We start from the raw sequence: 19014 nt of genomic DNA, 5'->3' as shown, positions 1-19014 counted from the left end.
AGAACGCGGCCGCCCACGTCGTCGAACCAGGAGAGCGGAGACGTCGCGGACGGGGGAACGGGTGTGCGGATCGGTGAGCTGTCCCGCCGGACCGGGGTCACGGTGCGCATGCTGCGCTACTACGAGCAGCAGGGGCTGATCGCGAGCGAGCGCACCGGGACCGGTCAGCGGACCTACCCGCCGACGATGCCGGACCGGGTCGGGCTGCTGCAGGCGCTGTTCGCGGCGGGCCTGTCCAGCCGGCGGATCGCGCAGGTGCTGCCGTGTGTGAGCGCGCCGAGCGTCGCGACCTCGGAGCAGGCGTACGAGGTGATGACGGGCGAGCGGGAGCGGATCGACCGGGAGATCGCCGAGCTGGCCCGGGCGCGCACCCTGCTGGATGGGATGATCACCGGCAACCGGGACCACCGCGCCCGGCTGGGCCCCGCCGCAGGCCCCTCCTGAACCGGCGCTCAGCGCTCCTGCGGGTGTGTCGCCAGTGCCTCGACGGTCACGTCCATCCAAGGGAACATCGGCAGCGAGGCGAGAGCGTCGTGCAGGGCGGCCGGGTCGTCGGCCTCGTACAGCCCGACGGTCGCGTTGCGCCCGGGCACCCGCCAGAGCCGCTTGAGGATCCCGGCCTCGCGCAGCTCGGCGGCGCGGGCCCGCTCACCGGCCTTCAGCTCGTCGCGCCTGCCGGCCGGGGTGTCGACCGGCAGCAGGTTCTGGGTGCGGACCAGGAACTCCATCAGCGGGCCAGCTCCAGCAGCAGCGCGGTCAGCTCGGCGGGGGCGGTGACCATGGCCTCGTGACCGGTCGCGATCTCGTGGACCGGCCACCCCCGGTCGGCCGCCCGCCCGGCGTGCTCGCGGAAGACCCGCATCCAGTCGGTGCACTCGACGAACGCCGCGGGCACCGCGTCGCCCTTCCCGGTCAGCCGCAGCGGCTCGGTGTAGGTGAGCCACGGGTGCGGGGTCAGGCGTGGCGTGAGCCAGTCCAGATCGGCCTGCTCGGTGACGCCGAGCCGCTCCAGCGGGCGGACCGGGACCAGCCAGCCGAAGCCGGGCCCGGCGACCGCCTCCCGGTAGTGCCCGGCGACGGTCGGCGGGAGCAGGTCGATCGCGGCGTCGCCGTCGTCGCCGACGAAGGCGTCCAGGTACACCCGGCGGGCCACCCGGTCCGGGACGCGGTCGGCGACCCCGGTGACGACCTGGCCGGCGTAGCTGTGCCCGGCCAGCACGACGTCGCGGGCGTCGTGCGCCTCCAGCAGCGCGACGACGTCCTGGACGTGCGTGGAGAGTCCGACCTGCGGGTGGAGCAGGTGGGCCCGGTCGCTCACCCCGGTCAGCGTCGGCGCGAGGACGTCGTGCCCGGCCGCCCGCAGGCCGGGGGCGACGCGCTGCCACACCCAGCCCCCGTGCCAGGCGCCGTGCAGCAGGACGAACGTGCTCATGGGAGGTCCCCCTCGGGGTCGTCGACGTAGCGCACGCCCAGCCGGTCCAGGGTGGGCCGCAGGTCGTAGAGGTCCAGGCCGAGCACACCGTCGGCGAACCGGCGGCGCTTGTCCTCCTCGTTCGCGGCCCGCGCCGCGGCGGTCCCGGCGACCGCGGCGGCCTCGGCGCGCGGGACGCAGAGCACGCCGTCGTCGTCGGCGATCACCGCGTCGCCGGGGTCGATCCGCTGCCCGGCGACGACGACCGGGACGTTCACCGAGCCGGCCACCGCCTTCGCGGTGCCCTGCGCGTGCACGGCGCGTGACCAGGCGGGGAAACCCATCGCGGCCAGCTCGGCGACGTCGCGGACACCGGCGTCGCTGACCAGGCCGAGCACCCCGCGGTGCTGCAGCTGGGTGGCGAACAGCTCGCCGAACATCCCGTCGGTGGACCGCGACGTGGTGGCGACGACGAGGACGTCGCCCGGCCCGCACTGCTCGACGCAGGCGTGGATCATCAGGTTGTCGCCGGGGTGCGACAGCACGGTGACCGCACGCCCGGCGATCCGCGCCCCGCGCTGGACCGGCCGGATCGCCGGGCCGAGCAGGCCGCGCCGGCCGTGCGCCTCGTGCACGGTCGCGACGCCGAGCCGGGCCAGTCCGGCGAGCACGTCCGGGTCCGGTCCGCGGCGGGTCCGGACGATCACGTGCCCGGTCACCGCAGCACGTCCCCGACGACCGGGAAGACCCGCTGGTAGGCCTCGGCGTGCACGATCGCGGGGGCGCCGCCGTTGCGGACGGCCTGCACGCCGCGGCGCTGTCCCAGGTCGGTGTAGTACTGCACCAGGTGCGACTGGGCGCCCATGCACTCCATCGCCTTGCGCTTGCGTTCGAACACCGGGGTGATGTCGAGCAGCAGGTTCGGCACGAAGCCGCACTGCTCGGGCTGGTGCGGCTCGAACTGCAGCACCTGCGGCGCGCCGATCGGCGGCGTCGACGGATCGTGCCCGGCGGCCTGCGCGACCTGGCGGGACAGCAGGGTCGCCTCGTGCGCGGCGTCGTGGTCGCGGTTGTACGGGTCGTTCGCGACGTGGGTGAGCAGCACCTCCGGCGCCGCGTCCCGGATCTGCGCGACGATCCGGGACAGGCCGGCGTCGTCGATCCGCAGCGGGTAGTCGCCGAGATCGAGGAAGGTGATCGTGGCGCCGAGTGCGGCGGCGGCGGCCTCGGCCTCCTCGCGCCGGGCGGCCTTCGCGGCGTCGACGGTCATCCCCGGCCGGCGCCACAACCCGGGTGACTCGCCGCGCTCGCCGTAGCTCAGGCAGACGACGCGCACGTCGTGACCGCGCTCGGCGTAGAGCGCCAGCGCGCCGCCCGCCCGCCACACGAAGTCCCCGGAGTGCGCGCTGATCACCTGGACGGCCGGCCGGTCGGGCGAGGTCATGGGCCCGACGCTAGGCAGCGCCGCGGGCGGCGGGCGACGCCCGGACGACCCGGGAGCACTACGTCATCCGTCGCACCAGGTACCGAACTCTTTTGCCTGGTGGAAGGTGGTCTGGTGGGTCCGGCGGCAGGCTTCCTAGCGTGCGGCGCGACCCAGTTCCGACGACGGGACCCGCCATGTTCGAGACCATGATCGACCCGACCGGGGCACCCGATCCGGTCGTGCCGGCCGGGGGAGCGCTCGCCGCCCGCCCGAGGGACCTGGCGGGGCTGCGGCTCGGCCTGCTGCTCAACACCAAACGCAACGCCGCGGAGCTGCTCGACGCGGTCGCGGAGCGGTTCGCGCAGCGGCACGGCACCGTGCCGGCCGCCCGGCACACCAAGCCGCACATCAACGACCCGGTCCCGCCGGACGTCCTCGCCGATCTCGTGGCCCGGTGTGACGTGGTGCTGGTCGGGGTCGGCGACTGCGGATCGTGCAGCGCGTCCGCCGTCACCGACGGCATCGCGCTGGAGGCCGCGGGTGTCCCGGCCGCGGTGCTGTGCAGCGAGGCGTTCCGGACGACCGCCGACGCGATGGCCCGGCTGCGTGGCAGCCCCGGCTACGACTACGCCGTCGTGCCGCATCCGGTCGCGGCGCTGGACGCGGTCGGGATCGCGGCCCGGGCCGGCGAGGTGCTGCCCGAGCTGGTCCGGCTGCTGCGCGCCCCGGCGGACGCCCGATGAGCGCGGCGGGCGCGACGTCCACCGCGGACCCGGTGGACGTCGCGCGGGCCGCGATCGAGCACGCCTACGACCGGGACTGGACCGACGGCCTCCCGGTCGTCCCGGTCTCGGCGGCGACCCGCGACGAGTTCCTCGCGGCCACCCCGCGCGATCCGGCCGAGGTGGTCGCGCACGCCGGCAGCCTGGGCCGCGAGTGCACCGTCGAACGGGTCGCCGTGAACGCCGCGATGGCCGGCTGTCGGCCGGAGCACCTGCCGGTCGTGCTGGCCGCGTGGGACGCGCTGATGGCCCAGCGGGTGGTCACCGGCGGCGGCTGGCAGAGCACCAGCGGCCCGGCCCCGCTGATCGTGGTGAACGGCGACGTCCGGGCCCGGCTCGGGATCAACTCGGCGGGCGGCTCGGTCGGGCCCGGCTTCCGGGCGAACGCCACGATCGCCCGCGCGATCGGGTTGACCGTTCGCAACGTGCTCGGCATCCGCCCGCACGAGCTGGACCAGGCCACCCAGGGCCTGCCCGGCCGGTTCGCGGTGTGCGTGGGCGAGAACGAGGAGGAGAGCCCCTGGGAGCCGCTCTCGGTCGAGCTCGGCGCCGCGCCCGGCGCCGGATCGGTCTCGGCCATGCTCATCCGGACCTGCGAGTTCGTCGACAACCGGGACTCGACCGATCCGGCGGACCTGCTGCGCGACATCGCGGACACGGTCGCCCGGACCGGCGCGGTGGTCGGCGGCCGGTCGTCGGCGGGGCTGCTGCTCGGCGTCGAGCACGCCACGCTGCTGGCCGACGGCGGGTTCGGCAAGGCCGACGTCGCCGCCTGGATCAGCGCCCACGCCGTCCGCACCGCCGCCGACCTGCGCGCCGCGGGGAAGGGCCGGACCGCCGGGGACACCCCGGACAACGCCCCGTTCCCGATGGTGCCCGAGCCCGAGCACCTGCCGATCGTGGTCACCGGCGCCCGCAACGCCGGGATGTCGCTGGTCGTGCGGCCGTTCGGGTTCGGCGGCTGGTCACGCACCACGCACCCGGTGCACGCGCCCGGGGGCGCGGCGTGAACCCGGTGCTGGACGTCCGGGACCTGCGCATCGAGTTCCCGACGGCGGCCGGTGCGCTCGGCGTGGTCGACGGCGTCTCGTTCGACGTCGGGCCGGGCGAGACGGTCGCGCTGGTCGGCGAGTCCGGATCGGGCAAGAGCGTCAGCTCGCTGGCGGTGCTCGGGCTGCTCGGCAGCGGGCGCGTCGCCGGCGGGTCGGTGTCGTTCCGCGGCGAGGAGATCGCCGGCGCCGGGCCGGAACGGCTGCGCCGGCTGCGCGGCGCCGAGATCGCGATGGTGTTCCAGAACCCGATGAGCGCGCTGGACCCGCTGTTCAGCGTCGGCGACCAGGTCGTCGAGGCGATCCGGGTGCACCGGCCGGTCGGCCGGGCGCAGGCCCGGGAGCGCGCCGTCGCACTGCTCCGCGAGGTCGGGCTGCCCGATCCGGAGCGCCGGATGCGGTCCTACCCGCACGAGCTGTCCGGCGGCCAGCAGCAGCGGGTCGGGGTGGCGATGGCGCTGGCCTGCGATCCGGAGCTGCTGATCGCCGACGAGCCGACGACCGCGCTGGACGTGACCGTCGAGGCGCAGATCCTGGCCCTGATGCGCCGGCTGCAGCGCGAGCACGGCGCGGCGCTGCTGCTCATCACGCACGACATGTCGGTGGTGGCCCGGATGGCCGACCGGGTGGTGGTGATGTACGCCGGGCAGGTCGTCGAGCGCGGCGCCGCCGCCGACGTGCTGGCCGCGCCCACGCACCCCTACACCCGGGCGCTGATCGGCTCCGTGCCGACCGTCCACACCGGACGGGACGAGCCGCTGACGGTGATCCCGGGCAGCGTGCCGCACCCGGCCGACGTCCCGGGCGGCTGCCGATTCCATCCGCGCTGCCCGCAGGCGGTGGACCGGTGCCGCACCGAACGGCCGCCGGTCGTGCGGACGGGGGAGGGTCGGATCAGCCGGTGCTGGCTGGCCGAGGGCGCCGACCGGGTACCGGCGCCGGCCGGTGACCCGGCGAGCCGGTGAGCCGGTGTCCCGCCCGCCGGTGCCGGGCCCGGCACCTCCGCAGGGCACCGAGATCCGCAGCCCGCGCACGACCGTCTCCGACGGCGCCGCCGCCGCGCGCAGCCCGACCCCGCCACCGCCCGGCCCCGGATCGGGCACGGTCACGACCGGCAGCGGCTGCCCGTCCACCTCGATCCGAAGCAGTGTCCCGGTGAGCGTCGCGGTCACCGCGTGCGTCGCGGAGTCCGGGAACCGTGCGGTGGCGAGCTCCACCCCGTCGGCGGTGCTGATCTTCATCCTGCTGTGCCCGACGGAGATCCGCAGCGCGCCGGGGGACCCCTCGCGCAGCAGCAGCGCCGAGTAGCCGCCGCGCTGCACCGTCCAGGTCCCGGACCCGGTGTGGTCCCGCCAGACGGCGGCCCGGTCCCGGTACAGCCGGGCGGTCGTGCCCGCCCCGGTGGTGGCGCGCAGCACGATCCCGTCCGGCCCGACGGTCAGCCCGGGATCGCCGTCGACGGTCCAGCCGGCCGGGTCGAGCGGATCGGCGTCCTGCGGTGCGGGCACGGGCAGCCCGGCGACGATCGCGTCGAACAGGTCGTCGGTCGTGGTGTGCGCGTCCACCCCGATCCGGGGAACGAACCCACCGGCCAGGTCCGACCGGCCGGCCCAGCGGCGCGCACTGTCGTTGGTGAACAGCAGCTGGTAGCGGTCGGCCAGGATCTCCCGGCCGGCCAGGGCGAGCTCGGGATCGTTGCTCGGGGTCAGCGAGGCGCTGTACGGGTAGGCGAACAGCGCGGGCCGGTCGTGGCCGTGCTGCTCCAGCGTGGCGATCGCGGTGTCGGCGTCCGCGGTGAGCCGGGCACGGGCCGGCTCCGGGGGGTCCAGCGGGCCGTTCGCGGTCGGCAGCCGGTCGACCAGCGGATCGGTGAAGGCGACGTCGGCGCCGAGCCGGCGCAGCTCGTCGATGACGGTGGGCGCGGGGGACTCGCGCACATCGGTGACCCGGGCTTGTAGGCGACGCCGACGACGAGCACCCGGGCCCCGGTGACCGGCCGGCCCGCCCCGGCCAGTACCTCGCGGGCGCGGGCGACGACGGCGTGCGGCCGGGTCGCGATGGAGACCATCGCGGCCTCGGTGACCGGCGCGGCGACCGGGCCGGACCGCAGCTGCCGCAGCAGGTAATGCGGGTCGCAGGGGATGCAGTGCCCGCCGACGCCGGGCCCGGGGCGGAAGGCCATGAACCTGTAGGGCTTGGTGGTGGCGAACTGCCGGGCGATCCCGGCGAACTCGTTGGCGAGTGCGATGTTGACCGCGCGGAAGGTGTTCTCAAGCAGCTTGGTCATCTCGGCGGCCTCGGGGAGGAGACGGTGTGCACCGCCGCCGACGCCGGGAGCAGCGCAGCGGCGGCCCGGCGGCCGCACTCGGGGTGATGCCGCCGACCACTCGCGGGGTGCGCTCGAGCAGGTGGTCGGCGACACCCGGGTCGATGCGCTCGGGGCTGAACGCGACGAACACGTCCCGCCCGACGACCAGGCCCCGGTCGGCGAGCGGCCCGACGAGTAGGTCGCGGGTGGAGCCGACGTAGGTGGTGCAGGTCAGCACGATCGTCTGGCCGGGCACGGTGTGCGCGACGACGTGGTGACCGCTCTCGCCGAGCGCGAGTGCGGTGGGGAGGCCGACGTGGCCGAGCCCGACGATCCCGACGGTCGCCGGGGCCGTCGCGCCGGCGGTGCCTGTCGGCACGGTGCGGGTGCGGCGGGACGGCGCCGGCGCACCGGCCGGCGCGGTGCGCGGGGCCGGAAGGGTGGCCGGGCCGGACTGGTCGGACGTGGCCGGGACGGCCACCAGTGCGAGCGGTATGAGGGACTCCACCGGATTAAACACGGAGCATGACAACCTGTAATTGCGAGTGAAACTATTGCCCCTCGCCGTTGGACTCGTTCGACTACTTTGCGACAGAGTCGCGCCCAAAACCACACAAATCGTGACATGGATACCGACATTCGAGCGATGAGCCTGACCGGGAATGTCCCAGGCTCATTGCTCTTTCAGCAGTAACGTAGTCCGTGCGCTGGAGTGGTCATGTAACGCTCGTTAGCAGGTCCGCGTCGCCCCTCGGCCCGTCGACTGCGGTGTGGCAGCAATCCGAAATGTCGCACTGACTAATCACTGAGAGTAGTCGGACGGGCGCGGTCTGCCCTGCTACGTCATCCGTCGTGGTGTGGCCTGCGACACGATCCGTAACCTGCACGCGCTCTTCTCCCTGGTGGAAGGCGGTCTGGCGGCCGGGCGGACCCGATTCCTAGCGTGCCCGCAGCACACGGCCGACGGAGTCCGAGGGAGACCGCATGTGTCAGACCACGACCGACCGGACCGGGTGCGCTCCGGCGGGCAGCCCGGCCGGTGCCCGGTGACCGGTCCGCCGCTGTTCGAGGCCCGCGACCTGGTGAAGCACTTCCGCAGCCGGCGCGGGGTCGTGCGGGCCGTCGACGGCGTCTCGCTGAGCATCCCGCGTGGTCGCACCGTCGGCCTGGTCGGCGAGTCCGGATCCGGCAAGTCCACGGTGGCCCGGCTCGCGCTGCGGCTGCTCGAACCGACCTCGGGGGAGCTGTCCTTCGACGGCGCCGATCTCGGCACCGCATCGGGTGCGACGCTGCGCCGACTGCGCCGCCGGATGCAGATCGTCTTCCAGGACCCGCACGGCTCGCTGAACCCGCGGATGACCGTCCTGCAGGCGGTCGGCGAGCCGCTCGTCGTGCACCGGGTCGCCCGCGGCGCCGCGCTCGCCGACCGAGTCGTCGAACTGCTCGAGCGGGTCGGCCTGGGCGCCCGCGACCTGCACCGCTACGCCCACCAGTTCTCCGGCGGCCAGGCCCAGCGGATCGGGATCGCCCGCGCACTGGCCACCGATCCGGACCTGATCGTGTGCGACGAGGCGGTCTCCGCGCTGGACGTGTCGGTGCAGGCCCAGGTGCTCAACCTGCTCCGCGGTCTGCAGGTCGAGCGCGGGCTGTCCTACCTGTTCATCGCGCACGACCTGAACGTCGTCCGGTACATGTCCGACGAGGTCTGCGTGATGTACCTCGGCGAGATCGTCGAGCGCGGCGACGGCGACGCGGTGCTGCGCGACCCGCAGCACCCCTACACCCGGATGCTCGTCTCCGCGGTGCCCGATCTCGCCACCGCCGGACCGGCCGACGAGGTCGCGCCGGTCGGCGAGGTGCCCAGCCCGATCGACCCGCCGCCGGGCTGCCGGTTCCACACCCGCTGCCCGCACGCCGAACCGGCCTGCCGCGACGACCGGCCCGCGCTGCGCACCGTGGCCACCGGCCGCGACGTCGCCTGCCTGCTGGCCCGGCCGCGCACCGCGGAGGCGGTGCACCCGTGATCCGCTACGTGCTGCGCCGGCTCGCCTACGGCGGTGTGGTGATGGCGCTGGTGACCACGCTGGTGTTCGTGCTCATGCGGCTGGTCCCCGGCGACGCCGTGACGATGCAGCTGGCCGACTCCGGCGCGAGCCCGGAGCAGATCGCCGCGCTGCGTGCCGAGTTCGGCCTGGACGTGCCGGTCTGGACGCAGCTGGGCAGCTGGCTGGCCGGCGCCGTGCGCGGCGACCTCGGCACGTCGTTCTACGGCGGCGGGGCCCCGGTCACCGAGCTGTTCCTGCAACGGGTGCCGGTCACCGTCACGCTCGGCCTGCTCGCGATGCTGTTCGCGACCGTCGCCGGGATCGCGCTCGGCGTGCTGGCCGCCGTCAGCCGCGGATCCCTGCTGGACGGCGCCGTGCGGACCTTCGCGGTCGCGTTCCTGTCGGTGCCCAACTTCGTCGTCGCGCTGCTGGTGCTGACCGCCTGCGCGCTCTGGCTCAACTGGTCGCCGCCGCTGGCGTACCGGCCGCTCACCGAGGACCCGCTGAACTGGATCCAGCAGATGGCCATCCCGGTGATCGCGCTGGGCACCGCGGGGATGGCCGGGACCGCGCGGATGGCGCGCTCGTCGCTGCTGGAGTCGCTCGGATCGGACTACGTGCGCACCGTCCGCGCGAAGGGGGCCCGGGAGCGCACCGTCGTCGGCAAGCACGCCGCCCGGAACTCGACGATCGCGGTGCTCACCCTGCTCGGGCTGGAGCTGGCGACGGTGCTCGGCGGCACCGTGATCCTGGAGCAGATGTTCGGGATCCCCGGGACCGGGCAGCTCATCTACTCCGCGGTGCTGGAACGCGACTACCCGGTCGTCGTCGCCTGCACGATCTTCTACGCGGCGTTGTTCGTGGTGACGATCATCGTGATCGACCTGCTCTACGCGCTGGTCGATCCGCGGATCCGGACCGGAAGGGCCCTCTCGTGACCGCCCCGGCCACCCCCGGACGGCTGCGCGCCGTCCCCGGCGCGATCGGCCGGTTCCGGGCCCAGCCGCTCGGCGGGATCGCGCTGACCGTGCTGACGCTGTTCGTGCTGGCCGGGCTGCTGGCGCCGCTGGTGGCGCCGCACGACCCGCTGGAGCAGTTCCGCCGCGACATCCTGGACGGTCCGTCCGCCCGGTTCCTGCTCGGCACCGACGATCTCGGCCGGGACGTGCTGAGCCGCTCGCTGCACGGCGCGCGGACGTCGTTGCTGATCGGCGTGGTGACCACCGCGGTCAGCCTGCTGCTCGGGACCACCATCGGGGTGGTCTCCGGCTACGCGGGCCGCGGCGTCGACATCGTCCTGCAACGGGTGATGGACGCCGTGCAGGCCATCCCCGGCATCATCCTGCTGCTGTTCATCGCGGTGATCCTCGGGCCGTCGGTACGCAACACGATCATCGCGCTGACGGTGGTGATCACGCCGTCGTTCAACCGGATCGCCCGCGGCGAGACGCTGCGGGTGCGCGAGGAACGCTACGTCGAGGCGGCCCGTGCCACCGGCGCCGGGACCGGCCGCATCCTGTCCCGGCACGTCCTGCCGAACATCGTCGCCCCGGTGTTCACGCTGGCCAGCCTGATCTTCGCCGGGGTGATCATCGCCGAGTCGGCGCTGAGCTTCCTCGGCATCGGCGCGCCGCCGCCGACCCCGTCCTGGGGGCTGATGCTCTCCGAGGGAGTCCGGTACGTCGAACGCGCGCCGTGGCTGATCGTGGTGCCGGCGATCCTGCTCTCGCTGGCCGTGTTCAGCCTCAACCTGCTCGGCGACGCGCTGCGCGACCACCTGGACCCGCGCCTGCAGCACGCCACCTTCGCCGAGTCCCGGCGCTGGTGGCGACCCCGCCCGCCGGCTCGCCTCGCACCCGGCCTGGCCCGGGCCGCCGAGAAGATCGACGCCACCGGACCGACCGACCGACGACCCGACTAGGAGCGTGCACAGTGGACATCTCACTCGCCGGCAAGGTGGCCCTGGTCACCGGCGCCGGCCCGAACATCGGCGGCGGGATCGCCCTGGCGCTCGCGCGCTACGGCGCCACCGTGGCCTGCAACGACATCGACCCGGCGGCCGCGGCCGCCGCGGTCGAGCGGATCGAGCGCAACGGCGGCCGGGCGATCGCGGTCCCCGGCGACGTCACCGACGAGGACCAGGTGCACGGCTACGTCGAGCGGGTCGTCGGCGAGCTGGGCGGGATCGACATCCTGGTCAACAACGCCGCCCTGCTGGGCGGCAAGGGGGTGCTCGACGAGAGCGCCGAGTTCTTCGACCGCGCCGTGCGGGTCGCCGGGCTGGGCAGCTTCCTGAACACCCGGGCGGTCGGGCGGCACATGGCCGAGCGCGGCACCCGCGGCTCGATCGTGCTGGTCTCCTCGTCGAACGGCTGGTCCGGCTCGGCCGGGGTGATCGCCTACGCGTTCCACAAGGGCGGCGTGAACAACTTCGTGCGGGCCGCTGCGATGGACCTCGCCCCCTACGGGATCCGGGTCAACTCCTTCACCCCGACCGCGCCGACCCCGGACAACCCGGCGCTGACCGGCCCGGACGGGAAATCCATCATGGATCGCCCGCGGAACGGGATCGGCGGCGGCACCGGTCAGGAGCCGTGGCGGAGGCCCGCCCGCTGGAGCGGGGACCGGGTGCCGATGGTCCCGATGGGCACCACCGGGACGCCGACCGACATCGGGCACTGCGTGGCCTGGATGTGCTCCGACCAGGCCCGGCTGATCACCGGGCAGGACTTCGTCGTCGACGGCGGGGCCCGGGCGAAGAACTTCGCCTACGTGCCGGCGGCGGCCGGTGACCTCGCCGGCCCGGTGCCGCTGGTCGCCCTGGACGTGACCGGCGAGCTCGACCGGGAGTCGGTGTGAGACCGGGTCGCGCCGCGGCGCTGGTACTGGCCGGCGCACTGGTGCTGTCCTCCTGCGGGGCCGGCGGCGGCGGTGGTGGTGGCAGCGACGAGCCGGTCGGCGACCCGCGCCCCGGGGGCACGCTGATCTGGCAGCTGCCGAACGAGGTGTCCACCGACCTGCACCCGCTGGAGAGCTCCGATCCGAGCGCCACCGGGCTGATCTCCGGCTCGGTCTACGGGAAGCTGCTCGACTGGCGGACCGGGCCGGACGTCACCGGGATGGAGCTGGAGGGCGACCTCGCCGAGTCCTGGGAGATCTCCGAGGACGGCCTGACCTACACCATCGCGCTGCGACAGGACGTCAACTGGCACGACGTCGAGCCGGTGAACGGGCGCCCGTTCGTCGCCGACGACGTGGTCGCGACGATCACCGCGATGAAGGAGCGCGGGTTGCAGGCCTACATGTTGGAGGCGGTGGAGAGCGTCGAGGCGCCGGATGAGCACACCGTCGTGCTGAACCTGTCGAGGCCGTTCGCCCCGCTGCTGGAGTACCTCGCCTACCACACCTTCCTGATGGTTCCCCGGGAGGGGATCGAGGGGCAGTACGACCTCGACACGGTCGCGATCGGGACCGGTCCGTTCCTGCTGGTCGAGCACTCACCCGACGTCGAATGGGTGCTGCGCCGCAACCCCGACTTCCACGTGCCGGACCGTCCCTACCTGGACGAGGTCCGGCGACCGGTGATCAGCGACACCGCGGCGCTCACCGCCGCCCTGCGCAGCGGCCGCCTCGACGTCGGCACCACCAGCGACGTCAACGTGGCCGACGAGTTCCGCGGCGGCGACTTCACCGTCGACGAGACCCCGGGTGCGCCGGTGAGCTTCTACCTGAACCCGCGCGAGGAACCGTTCGACGACCTGCGCGTGCGTCGCGCGGTGATGCTGGCGATCGACTGGGAGGGGATGGGCGAGACCATCCGCGGCTCGTTCAACCTGACCTCGACCCTGCGGCCGGACATCTCGGACGCCGCACTGTCCGCCGACGAGGTGCGCGAGCTGCGCCCGTTCGATCCCGACCAGGCTCGGCGGCTGCTCGCCGAGGCCGGTCTTCCGGAGGGCTTCACGACCACCCTGACCGTGCAGCGGGTCGACGACGAGGACGTCCGTGAGGCCCAGTGGATCCAGGCCGACCTGGCCGAGGTCGGGATCGACGTCACGATCGAGACCGTCGACCCCGGCACCGGGATCGAGCGCAGGCGCAACCACGAGTTCGCGATGACCAAGGCGCTGCGCACGCTGCACCTGCCCGACCAGACCTGGCGCGACTTCATGCCGGGCTACATCGAGAACTACGCGCTGGTCGACGACCAGGAGCTGATCGACAGCTACGCCCGCACCCAGACCTCGACCGACGAGAACGAGCAGCGCGAGCTGCACAAGGCCATGCAGGCCCGGATGGAGACCGAGATCGTGCAGGGGATGCTGCCGATCCAGAAGTTCGACTACACGGTCTTCTCGTCCCGGGTGCAGGACCTCTACCCGAGCCCGATCCACCAGGGCCGCAGGCTGGCCGAGGTGTGGCTCAGCGACCAGCCGGAGACATCGTGACGGCCCCGGTGCACGACCTGGTCGTCGTCGGCTCCGGTCCGGCCGGGTACACCGCGGCGGTCTACGCCGCCCGGGCCCGGCTGGCCCCGCTGGTGTTCGAGGGTTCCAGCTACGGCGGCGCCCTGATGACCACCACCGACGTGGAGAACTACCCGGGCTTCCCGGATGGCGTCGACGGCCCCGGCCTGATGGAACGGATGCAGGCGCAGGCGCAGCGCTTCGGTGCCGACCTGCGCGCCCGCGACGTCGAGGAGATCCGGTGGGACGGCCCGGTCACCGAGGTCGTGGCGGACGGCGCGGTGCACCGGACGCGTGCCGTGGTGCTCGCGATGGGCGCCGCGCCGCGCTACCTCGGCGTGCCGGGGGAGCAGGAGCTGCTCGGGCGCGGCGTCTCGTCCTGCGCGACCTGCGACGGGTTCTTCTTCCGCGACCGGGACGTCGCCGTCGTCGGTGGCGGGGACTCCGCGATGGAGGAGGCGGAGTTCCTCACCCGGTTCGCCCGCAGCGTCACCGTCGTGCACCGCCGGGACACCTTCCGGGCGTCGCAGATCATGCTGGAACGGGCCCGGGCGAACCCGGCGATCCACTGGGCGACCCACCGCGAGGTCGTCGCGGTCACCGGCGACGGCGCCGTCGCCGAGCTGCGGATGCGCGACGTCCGGGACGGCGCGGAGTCCGTGCTGGACGTCGCCGGGATGTTCGTCGCGATCGGCCACGACCCGCGCAGCGGGCTGGTCGCCGGCCGGCTCGACCTGGACCCCGACGGCTACGTCCGCACCCTGGACGGGACCACCCGGACCGCGGTCGACGGCGTCTTCGCCTGCGGTGACCTGGTGGACCGGAACTACCGGCAGGCGGTGACCGCCGCCGGATCGGGCTGCGCGGCGGCGATCGACGCGGAGCGCTGGCTGGCCGGGCAGGGACCGGCCGACCTGCGGCGCGCCTCGTGAGCGCCGATCCGATGAGCGCCGATCCGCCGGACAGCGTGGTCGTCCACGACCCCACCGGCACACCGCCGCAGGTGCGCGGCCGGCGGGCCGCCGACCGGCCGCCGTCGCTGGACGGGCGGCCGGTGTTCCTGGTGGACAGCCGGTTCGACGACTCGGTGGAGCTGTTGCGGCAGATCGAGACCTGGTTCGGCGAGCACCTGCCCGCGGTCCGGACCACGATGGTGCAGCTGTCGGGCACCTACGCGACCGACGACCCGCAGCTGTGGACCCGGATCGCCGCGGAGGGCGGCGTGGCGATCCTCGGCGTCGGGCACTGCAGCACCTGCGCGCCGGCGGTGACCACGCACGCCATCACCCTGGAGACCCGCTACGGGGTGCCCGCGGTGGCCGTCCACACCGAGACCTTCCACCGGGTCGTCGGATCGGTGGCCCGGATGGGCGGGCTCGCCGAGCTGACGCAGGTGTTCGTGCCCCAGCCGGTGATGGGGCGCTCGGCCGGGCAGCTGCGCGACTACGTGCACGGGGACGATCCGGTGCGCGGCGGCCCGGTGATGCGGCGGATCGTGGACGGCCTGACCTCGGCCGCGGGACCCGCCGCAGCCGCGGTGGACGCCGGTCCGGCCCGCTCCGCCGCCCGGCGGTTCCTGCCGGCCGCGTCCGAGGACCGGCTGCACGAGCTGTTCCTGGAGCGGGCCTGGACCGACATGCTTCCGGTGGTGCTGCCGACGCAGCGCCGGGTCGCCGCGATGCTGCGCGGCACCGGCCGCGACCCCGGCGAGGTGGTCGGCCGGATGCAGCCCACGGCGAACCGCGGCGCCTGGAGCTACACCGTGGAGCAGGTCGCGGTGAACGCCGTGATGGCCGGCGCCCGGCCCGAGTACCTGCCGGTGATCCTCGCGCTGGCCGCGGGCGGGCAGTCGGCGCGCAACAGCTCGTCCAGCTCGGCGTCGGCAATGGTGGTGGTGAACGGGCCGGTCCGCCACGAGATCGGGATGAACAGCGGGATCGGCGCGATGGGCCCCTACAACCACGCCAACGCCACCATCGGCCGCGCCTACGGGCTGGCCTCGCAGAACCTGCAGGGCGGCTCGGTGCCGGGCGAGACGTACATGGGCTCGCAGGGCAACGGCCTCACCTACAACAACGTCACGTTCGCCGAGAACGAGGAGCGCAGCCCCTGGGAGCCGTTGCACGTGCAGCGCGGTCACCGCGCCGACGAGAGCACGGTGACCGTCTTCCGGGGCGGCCGGTCCACGACGTTCGGCCTCGGCCTGCGCCCGGACCACTGGCGCGAGCACGTGCGGGACATGCTGCGCGGCACCGACGTGGTCGGCGCGCCGACACTGCTGCTGGATCCGATCGCGGCCGCCCAGTTCGTCGAGCGCGGCGGCTTCACCGACAAGGCCGCGCTGATCTCCTGGATCCACGACACGGCCACCATGCGCGCGGACCGCTACTGGGACCTGCAGCTGGTGCGCAACTACATCGAGCCGCGGGCCACCTCCGGCGAGAGCCCGTTGGCGGAGCGGCTGGCGGCGGCCCCGGACGCGGAGATCCCGATGTTCCTCGAACGCGACGTCGGTGTCGTGGTGGTCGGCGGCGGGACCAACGGCTACTGGCAGATCATCGGTTCCCGCCCGGTCGTCACGGTCTCGATCGACGAGTGGCGGTGAGCCCGGTGTCGGGACACGACGTGATCGTCGTCGGTGCCGGGATCGCCGGTCTCACCTGCGCGCGCGAAGCCGCCGCGGGCGGCGCCGACGTGCTCGTGCTCGACCGGGGCACGGTCGGCGGCCAGGTGTCCACCGTGGACGGCATCACCAACGCCCCCGGACATGCCGAGCCGATCGCCGGCTACGACCTGGGCGCCCTGCTGATGGACGACGCCGAGGCGGCCGGCGCCGCGGTGGCGCTCGCCGAGGTGACCGGCATTCTCCCCGGAGGCTACGAGCTCCGGGCTGCCGCCGGAGGCGACCGGTTCCGGGTGGTCGCCGACGGCGGCGAGGAGTTCGTCGCGTCCGCGGTCGTGCTGGCCGGCGGTTCCCTGCGGCGGCGCCTCGGCGTGCCCGGCGAGGACCGGCTCACCGGGCGCGGGGTGACCCGCTGCGCGTCCTGCGACGGGCCGTTCTTCCGGGACCTCGACGTGGTCGTCGTCGGGGGCGGGGACTCCGCGATGGACGAGGCCGCGGTGCTCGCCGGGTACGCGGCCCGGGTGCTCGTCGTGCACGACGGCCCCGTCCCGACCGCCCGGGACGAGCTCGTCGCCCGCACCGCGGCGCTCGGCAACGTCACCTTCCGGGTCGGGGCGACGGTCACCGCGATCGGCGGTGCCGACCGGGTCGGCTCGGTCGTTGTCCGCGATCTCGCCACCGGCGCCGAGGCGGAGGAGCCGGTGGCCGGGGTGCTCGTGCAGATCGGCCTGCGACCGGACACCGGTCGGTTCGCCGATCTCGTGCGGCGCACGACCACCGGGCACGTCGTCGTGGACGACGACCTGATGACCTCGCACCCCGGGATCATCGCGGCGGGGGACATCCGTGCCGGCAGCGCCGCGCTGCTCGCCGAGTCGGCCGCCGACGGCGAACGCGCCGCCCACACCGTCCTCCACCGCCGCCGCTAGGTGTGATGCCCAGGCACGTTGGTCGAGATCGTGTGACGACACGGTCTTATCTGTAGAGATGGGCGAAGGCCTCCCGGGTGTGGAGTGGAGCTGTCGAGGAACCGCTCCGCACCCAGGAGGCCTTCGTGTCCCACGCTACCCACTCCAACGCCGCGCTCACCTGTCGTGCCCGGCTCCGACTCGCTCGCTTGGTCGTCGATCTAGGCTGGTCTGTGGCCCGCGCCGCCGAGCGCTACGACGTCTCGTGGCGGACTGCGAACAAGTGGGCCCAGCGCTACCGCGATGAAGGCCCGGCCGGGATGCGCGACCGGTCCTCGGCCCCCGTCATCAGCCGAACCGCACGCCGGCGCCGGTGGTCCGCAAGATCGTGCACCTGCGCCGGAAGCAGCGCCTGGGACCGGTCGAGATCGGCGACCGGCTCGACATGGCGTCCTCGACCGTGCACGCCGTGCTCGTGCACTGTCGCATCAACCGGCTCACCCACATCGACCGGGCTACTGGCGAGCCGATCCGCCGCTACGAGCACGAGGCCCCCGGCGACTTGATCCACGTCGATATCAAGAAGCTCGGCAAGGTCCCCGACGGAGGCGGATGGCGCTACGTCGGCCGCCGACAAGGCGAGAAGAACCGTGCGGTGACCTCGACACGAACCGGTCTGCCCAGGAGTCGGTACCACTAGCCTCTGCTGGGCACCTGCTACCTGCACACCGTCCTTGAACCGTCCCGGGTTCGGTGCCGCTTCCTTCCTTGTGGAGGATGTGGATCATGTCCGAGCGCTGCCCGCCCGAGCAGCGTGCCCGGGCCGTGAAGATGGTGCTCGACCACCTCGACGAGTACCGGTCGGTGTACGCGGCGTGTCAAGCGATCGGGCCGAAGGTCGGCGTGGGGGTCGAGTCGCTGCGCCAGTGGACGGTGCAGGCGCAAGTCGATGCCCAGCAGGTGCCTGGGCCGAGCACGGTCGAGCGGCAGCGGATCAAGGACCTGGAGCGTGAGGTCCGGGATCTGAAAGAGGCCAACGAGATTCTCAAAGCTGCTTCGATTTTCTTCGCGAGGGAACTCGACCCTCGCCACCGCTGATCTGTGATTTCATCGATCAGATGCGTGCATGTCGATATCGGGCCGAGTCGATCTGTCGCGTGCTCACCGAGCAAGGCGTCCAGGTCACCCCACGCACGTATCGCAACTGGAAAACCGCCCAACCATCGGCTCGGACGATCACCGACGCCTATCTGACCGATGCGCTGCGCGCCACGACAGGCACCCCAGAAGGCATGTACGGACGACGAGAGATGACCGCACACCTACGCCGTCAGGGCCACCGTGCGGCGGCCTGCACGATCGACCGGTTGATGCGCGACGAGGGCCTGGCCGGGCTGGTCCGAGGGGGCCGTCACCGCACCACTGAAGATGGCCTTGTGGCGACGCGACCACCAAGGGAGGCGAATCAGCGACGGCCTCATTCACCATAGCGATGCCGGGTCTCACTACACGTCTATTGCATTCTCCGAGACTCTCAGCATCGAGGGTATCGCGGCGTCGATCGGCAGTGTCGGCGACGCCTACGATAATGCACCCGCCGAATCCACTATTGGACTGTTCAAGACCGAGGTGATCGGTAGGGACAGTCCGTTTCGGGCGCGCCCGGCGAAGACGGTCGACGACATCGAGTACGCCACGATGGAATGGGTCGACTGGTACAACCACAGGCGACTGCACAGCCTCCTGGGCTATGTCCCACCCGATGAGTTCGAAGCTGCCTACTACGCTCAACCAGCGGCGCTCCAACCGGAGCCGCCACCAGCATGAAGCCGGCACCGAACCCGAGACGGTTCACAACGACCAACAAGATGGGTCAGACTTCGCCCGGACCACGCCGGGTCAGACTTAAGCCGGAGTTGACAACCAGGTTGAACAACCTGGCTGGGCATCACACCTAGCCGCACACCCCTGCACCGCGCCGCACACCCGCAGCAGG

At 73.3% G+C, this 19014-nt stretch carries 23 protein-coding genes and 1 pseudogene; 18 read left to right on the top strand and 6 right to left on the bottom strand.

Annotated elements, in window-relative coordinates; all coding sequences use genetic code 11:
• The first annotated feature begins 63 nt into the window (after window positions 1-63).
• A complete protein-coding gene (locus ACVJO7_RS10805) occupies window positions 64-444 on the top strand; it encodes a MerR family transcriptional regulator (RefSeq protein ID WP_491672748.1) in 381 nt (126 codons plus the stop codon).
• 8 nt (window positions 445-452) lie between these two features.
• Here ACVJO7_RS10805 and ACVJO7_RS10800 read toward each other — a convergent pair whose 3' ends face one another.
• From ACVJO7_RS10800 to ACVJO7_RS10785, 4 genes are read right to left on the bottom strand one after another with little or no spacing between them, the layout of a single operon-like run.
• Window positions 453-728: a muconolactone Delta-isomerase family protein gene (locus tag ACVJO7_RS10800; RefSeq protein ID WP_491672747.1), complete on the bottom strand. Its 276-nt coding sequence runs from the start codon at window positions 726-728 to the stop codon at window positions 453-455.
• Entirely contained in the window at window positions 728-1432 is a 705-nt protein-coding gene (locus tag ACVJO7_RS10795) for an alpha/beta hydrolase (RefSeq protein ID WP_491672746.1), read from the bottom strand. Before ACVJO7_RS10795 ends, ACVJO7_RS10800 begins: the two co-directional genes overlap by 1 nt.
• The gene (locus tag ACVJO7_RS10790; RefSeq protein ID WP_491672745.1) at window positions 1429-2130 is read right to left on the bottom strand and encodes a 4-carboxy-4-hydroxy-2-oxoadipate aldolase/oxaloacetate decarboxylase; all 702 of its coding nucleotides are present in this window, start codon (window positions 2128-2130) and stop codon (window positions 1429-1431) included. The genes ACVJO7_RS10795 and ACVJO7_RS10790 overlap by 4 nt, the downstream gene beginning before the upstream one ends.
• Window positions 2127-2855 (bottom strand): PIG-L deacetylase family protein, encoded by a 729-nt coding sequence (locus ACVJO7_RS10785; RefSeq protein WP_491672744.1) that lies wholly within the window; start codon window positions 2853-2855, stop codon window positions 2127-2129. Before ACVJO7_RS10785 ends, ACVJO7_RS10790 begins: the two co-directional genes overlap by 4 nt.
• A gap of 176 nt (window positions 2856-3031) precedes the next feature.
• Here ACVJO7_RS10785 and ACVJO7_RS10780 point away from each other — a divergent pair, with 176 nt between their 5' ends.
• Genes ACVJO7_RS10780 through ACVJO7_RS10765 form a run of 4 tightly spaced genes read left to right on the top strand, consistent with a single transcriptional unit; the run spans window position 3032 to window position 5976 of the window.
• A complete protein-coding gene (locus ACVJO7_RS10780) occupies window positions 3032-3580 on the top strand; it encodes a UGSC family (seleno)protein (RefSeq protein ID WP_491672743.1) in 549 nt (182 codons plus the stop codon).
• Window positions 3577-4629, top strand: coding sequence for a hypothetical protein (locus ACVJO7_RS10775; RefSeq protein WP_491672742.1), 1053 nt, complete (start codon window positions 3577-3579; stop codon window positions 4627-4629). The genes ACVJO7_RS10780 and ACVJO7_RS10775 overlap by 4 nt, the downstream gene beginning before the upstream one ends.
• Window positions 4626-5633 carry an ABC transporter ATP-binding protein gene (locus ACVJO7_RS10770; RefSeq protein ID WP_491672741.1) on the top strand — a complete coding sequence of 336 codons (1008 nt, stop codon included), beginning with the start codon at window positions 4626-4628 and terminating at the stop codon, window positions 5631-5633. The genes ACVJO7_RS10775 and ACVJO7_RS10770 overlap by 4 nt, the downstream gene beginning before the upstream one ends.
• Window positions 5634-5637: 4 nt before the next feature.
• A complete protein-coding gene (locus ACVJO7_RS10765; RefSeq protein WP_491672740.1) occupies window positions 5638-5976 on the top strand; it encodes a hypothetical protein in 339 nt (112 codons plus the stop codon).
• Between the two features lie 397 nt (window positions 5977-6373).
• Here the strand turns inward: ACVJO7_RS10765 and ACVJO7_RS10760 are convergent, their stop codons facing one another.
• Entirely contained in the window at window positions 6374-6955 is a 582-nt protein-coding gene (locus tag ACVJO7_RS10760) for a hypothetical protein (protein WP_491672739.1), read from the bottom strand.
• Window positions 6939-7457: a hypothetical protein gene (locus ACVJO7_RS10755; protein WP_491672738.1), complete on the bottom strand. Its 519-nt coding sequence runs from the start codon at window positions 7455-7457 to the stop codon at window positions 6939-6941. The genes ACVJO7_RS10760 and ACVJO7_RS10755 overlap by 17 nt, the downstream gene beginning before the upstream one ends.
• A gap of 565 nt (window positions 7458-8022) precedes the next feature.
• On the opposite strand from ACVJO7_RS10755, the gene ACVJO7_RS10750 reads away from it, so the two are divergent.
• The 13 genes and pseudogenes from ACVJO7_RS10750 (at window position 8023) to ACVJO7_RS10690 (ending at window position 18845) form a co-directional block, all read left to right on the top strand.
• Window positions 8023-9000 (top strand): ABC transporter ATP-binding protein, encoded by a 978-nt coding sequence (locus tag ACVJO7_RS10750; RefSeq protein WP_491672983.1) that lies wholly within the window; start codon window positions 8023-8025, stop codon window positions 8998-9000.
• Window positions 8997-9959, top strand: coding sequence for an ABC transporter permease (locus ACVJO7_RS10745; protein ID WP_491672737.1), 963 nt, complete (start codon window positions 8997-8999; stop codon window positions 9957-9959). The genes ACVJO7_RS10750 and ACVJO7_RS10745 overlap by 4 nt, the downstream gene beginning before the upstream one ends.
• Entirely contained in the window at window positions 9956-10942 is a 987-nt protein-coding gene (locus tag ACVJO7_RS10740) for an ABC transporter permease (protein WP_491672736.1), read from the top strand. Before ACVJO7_RS10745 ends, ACVJO7_RS10740 begins: the two co-directional genes overlap by 4 nt.
• A gap of 11 nt (window positions 10943-10953) precedes the next feature.
• A complete protein-coding gene (locus tag ACVJO7_RS10735; RefSeq protein ID WP_491672735.1) occupies window positions 10954-11880 on the top strand; it encodes an SDR family NAD(P)-dependent oxidoreductase in 927 nt (308 codons plus the stop codon).
• Window positions 11877-13469, top strand: a complete 1593-nt coding sequence (locus ACVJO7_RS10730; RefSeq protein WP_491672734.1) for an ABC transporter substrate-binding protein — start codon at window positions 11877-11879, stop codon at window positions 13467-13469. Before ACVJO7_RS10735 ends, ACVJO7_RS10730 begins: the two co-directional genes overlap by 4 nt.
• Entirely contained in the window at window positions 13463-14419 is a 957-nt protein-coding gene (gene trxB, locus ACVJO7_RS10725) for a thioredoxin-disulfide reductase (RefSeq protein ID WP_491672982.1), read from the top strand. The genes ACVJO7_RS10730 and trxB overlap by 7 nt, the downstream gene beginning before the upstream one ends.
• Window positions 14416-16092: a UGSC family (seleno)protein gene (locus ACVJO7_RS10720; RefSeq protein WP_491672733.1), complete on the top strand. Its 1677-nt coding sequence runs from the start codon at window positions 14416-14418 to the stop codon at window positions 16090-16092. The genes trxB and ACVJO7_RS10720 overlap by 4 nt, the downstream gene beginning before the upstream one ends.
• Complete coding sequence (locus ACVJO7_RS10715; protein WP_491672732.1) at window positions 16089-17039, top strand: NAD(P)/FAD-dependent oxidoreductase; 951 nt, start codon at window positions 16089-16091, stop codon at window positions 17037-17039. The genes ACVJO7_RS10720 and ACVJO7_RS10715 overlap by 4 nt, the downstream gene beginning before the upstream one ends.
• A 77-nt stretch (window positions 17040-17116) precedes the next feature.
• Window positions 17117-17365: pseudogene (locus tag ACVJO7_RS10710) on the top strand (helix-turn-helix domain-containing protein); the annotation flags it as partial.
• Window positions 17366-17391: 26 nt separating this feature from the next.
• Window positions 17392-17718 (top strand): hypothetical protein, encoded by a 327-nt coding sequence (locus ACVJO7_RS10705; protein ID WP_491672990.1) that lies wholly within the window; start codon window positions 17392-17394, stop codon window positions 17716-17718.
• 86 nt (window positions 17719-17804) lie between these two features.
• On the top strand, window positions 17805-18116 hold the full coding sequence (locus ACVJO7_RS10700) for a transposase (protein WP_491672731.1): 312 nt from the start codon (window positions 17805-17807) through the stop codon (window positions 18114-18116).
• Window positions 18117-18136: 20 nt separating this feature from the next.
• Window positions 18137-18508, top strand: coding sequence for an IS3 family transposase (locus ACVJO7_RS10695; RefSeq protein WP_491672730.1), 372 nt, complete (start codon window positions 18137-18139; stop codon window positions 18506-18508).
• Entirely contained in the window at window positions 18447-18845 is a 399-nt protein-coding gene (locus ACVJO7_RS10690; protein ID WP_491672729.1) for an integrase core domain-containing protein, read from the top strand. The genes ACVJO7_RS10695 and ACVJO7_RS10690 overlap by 62 nt, the downstream gene beginning before the upstream one ends.
• Window positions 18846-19014 lie beyond the last annotated feature (169 nt).

Source organism: Pseudonocardia sp. DxW, from assembly GCF_058448985.1.
Note: the sequence above shows the minus strand (reverse complement) of the source record. Positions and strands in the feature narration are given on the sequence as shown.

Excerpts from the sequence above, each read along its gene's own strand:
- ACVJO7_RS10800 (WP_491672747.1), bottom strand. The coding sequence starts at position 728 with ATGGAGTTCCTGGTCCGCACCCAGAACCTGCTGCCGGTCGACACCCCG.
- ACVJO7_RS10795 (WP_491672746.1), bottom strand. The coding sequence starts at position 1,432 with ATGAGCACGTTCGTCCTGCTGCACGGCGCCTGGCACGGGGGCTGGGTG.
- ACVJO7_RS10785 (WP_491672744.1), bottom strand. The coding sequence starts at position 2,855 with ATGACCTCGCCCGACCGGCCGGCCGTCCAGGTGATCAGCGCGCACTCC.
- ACVJO7_RS10780 (WP_491672743.1), top strand. The coding sequence starts at position 3,032 with ATGTTCGAGACCATGATCGACCCGACCGGGGCACCCGATCCGGTCGTG.
- ACVJO7_RS10775 (WP_491672742.1), top strand. The coding sequence starts at position 3,577 with ATGAGCGCGGCGGGCGCGACGTCCACCGCGGACCCGGTGGACGTCGCG.
- ACVJO7_RS10760 (WP_491672739.1), bottom strand. The coding sequence starts at position 6,955 with ATGACCAAGCTGCTTGAGAACACCTTCCGCGCGGTCAACATCGCACTC.
- ACVJO7_RS10700 (WP_491672731.1), top strand. The coding sequence starts at position 17,805 with ATGTCCGAGCGCTGCCCGCCCGAGCAGCGTGCCCGGGCCGTGAAGATG.
- ACVJO7_RS10695 (WP_491672730.1), top strand. The coding sequence starts at position 18,137 with ATGCGTGCATGTCGATATCGGGCCGAGTCGATCTGTCGCGTGCTCACC.
- ACVJO7_RS10690 (WP_491672729.1), top strand. The coding sequence starts at position 18,447 with ATGGCCTTGTGGCGACGCGACCACCAAGGGAGGCGAATCAGCGACGGC.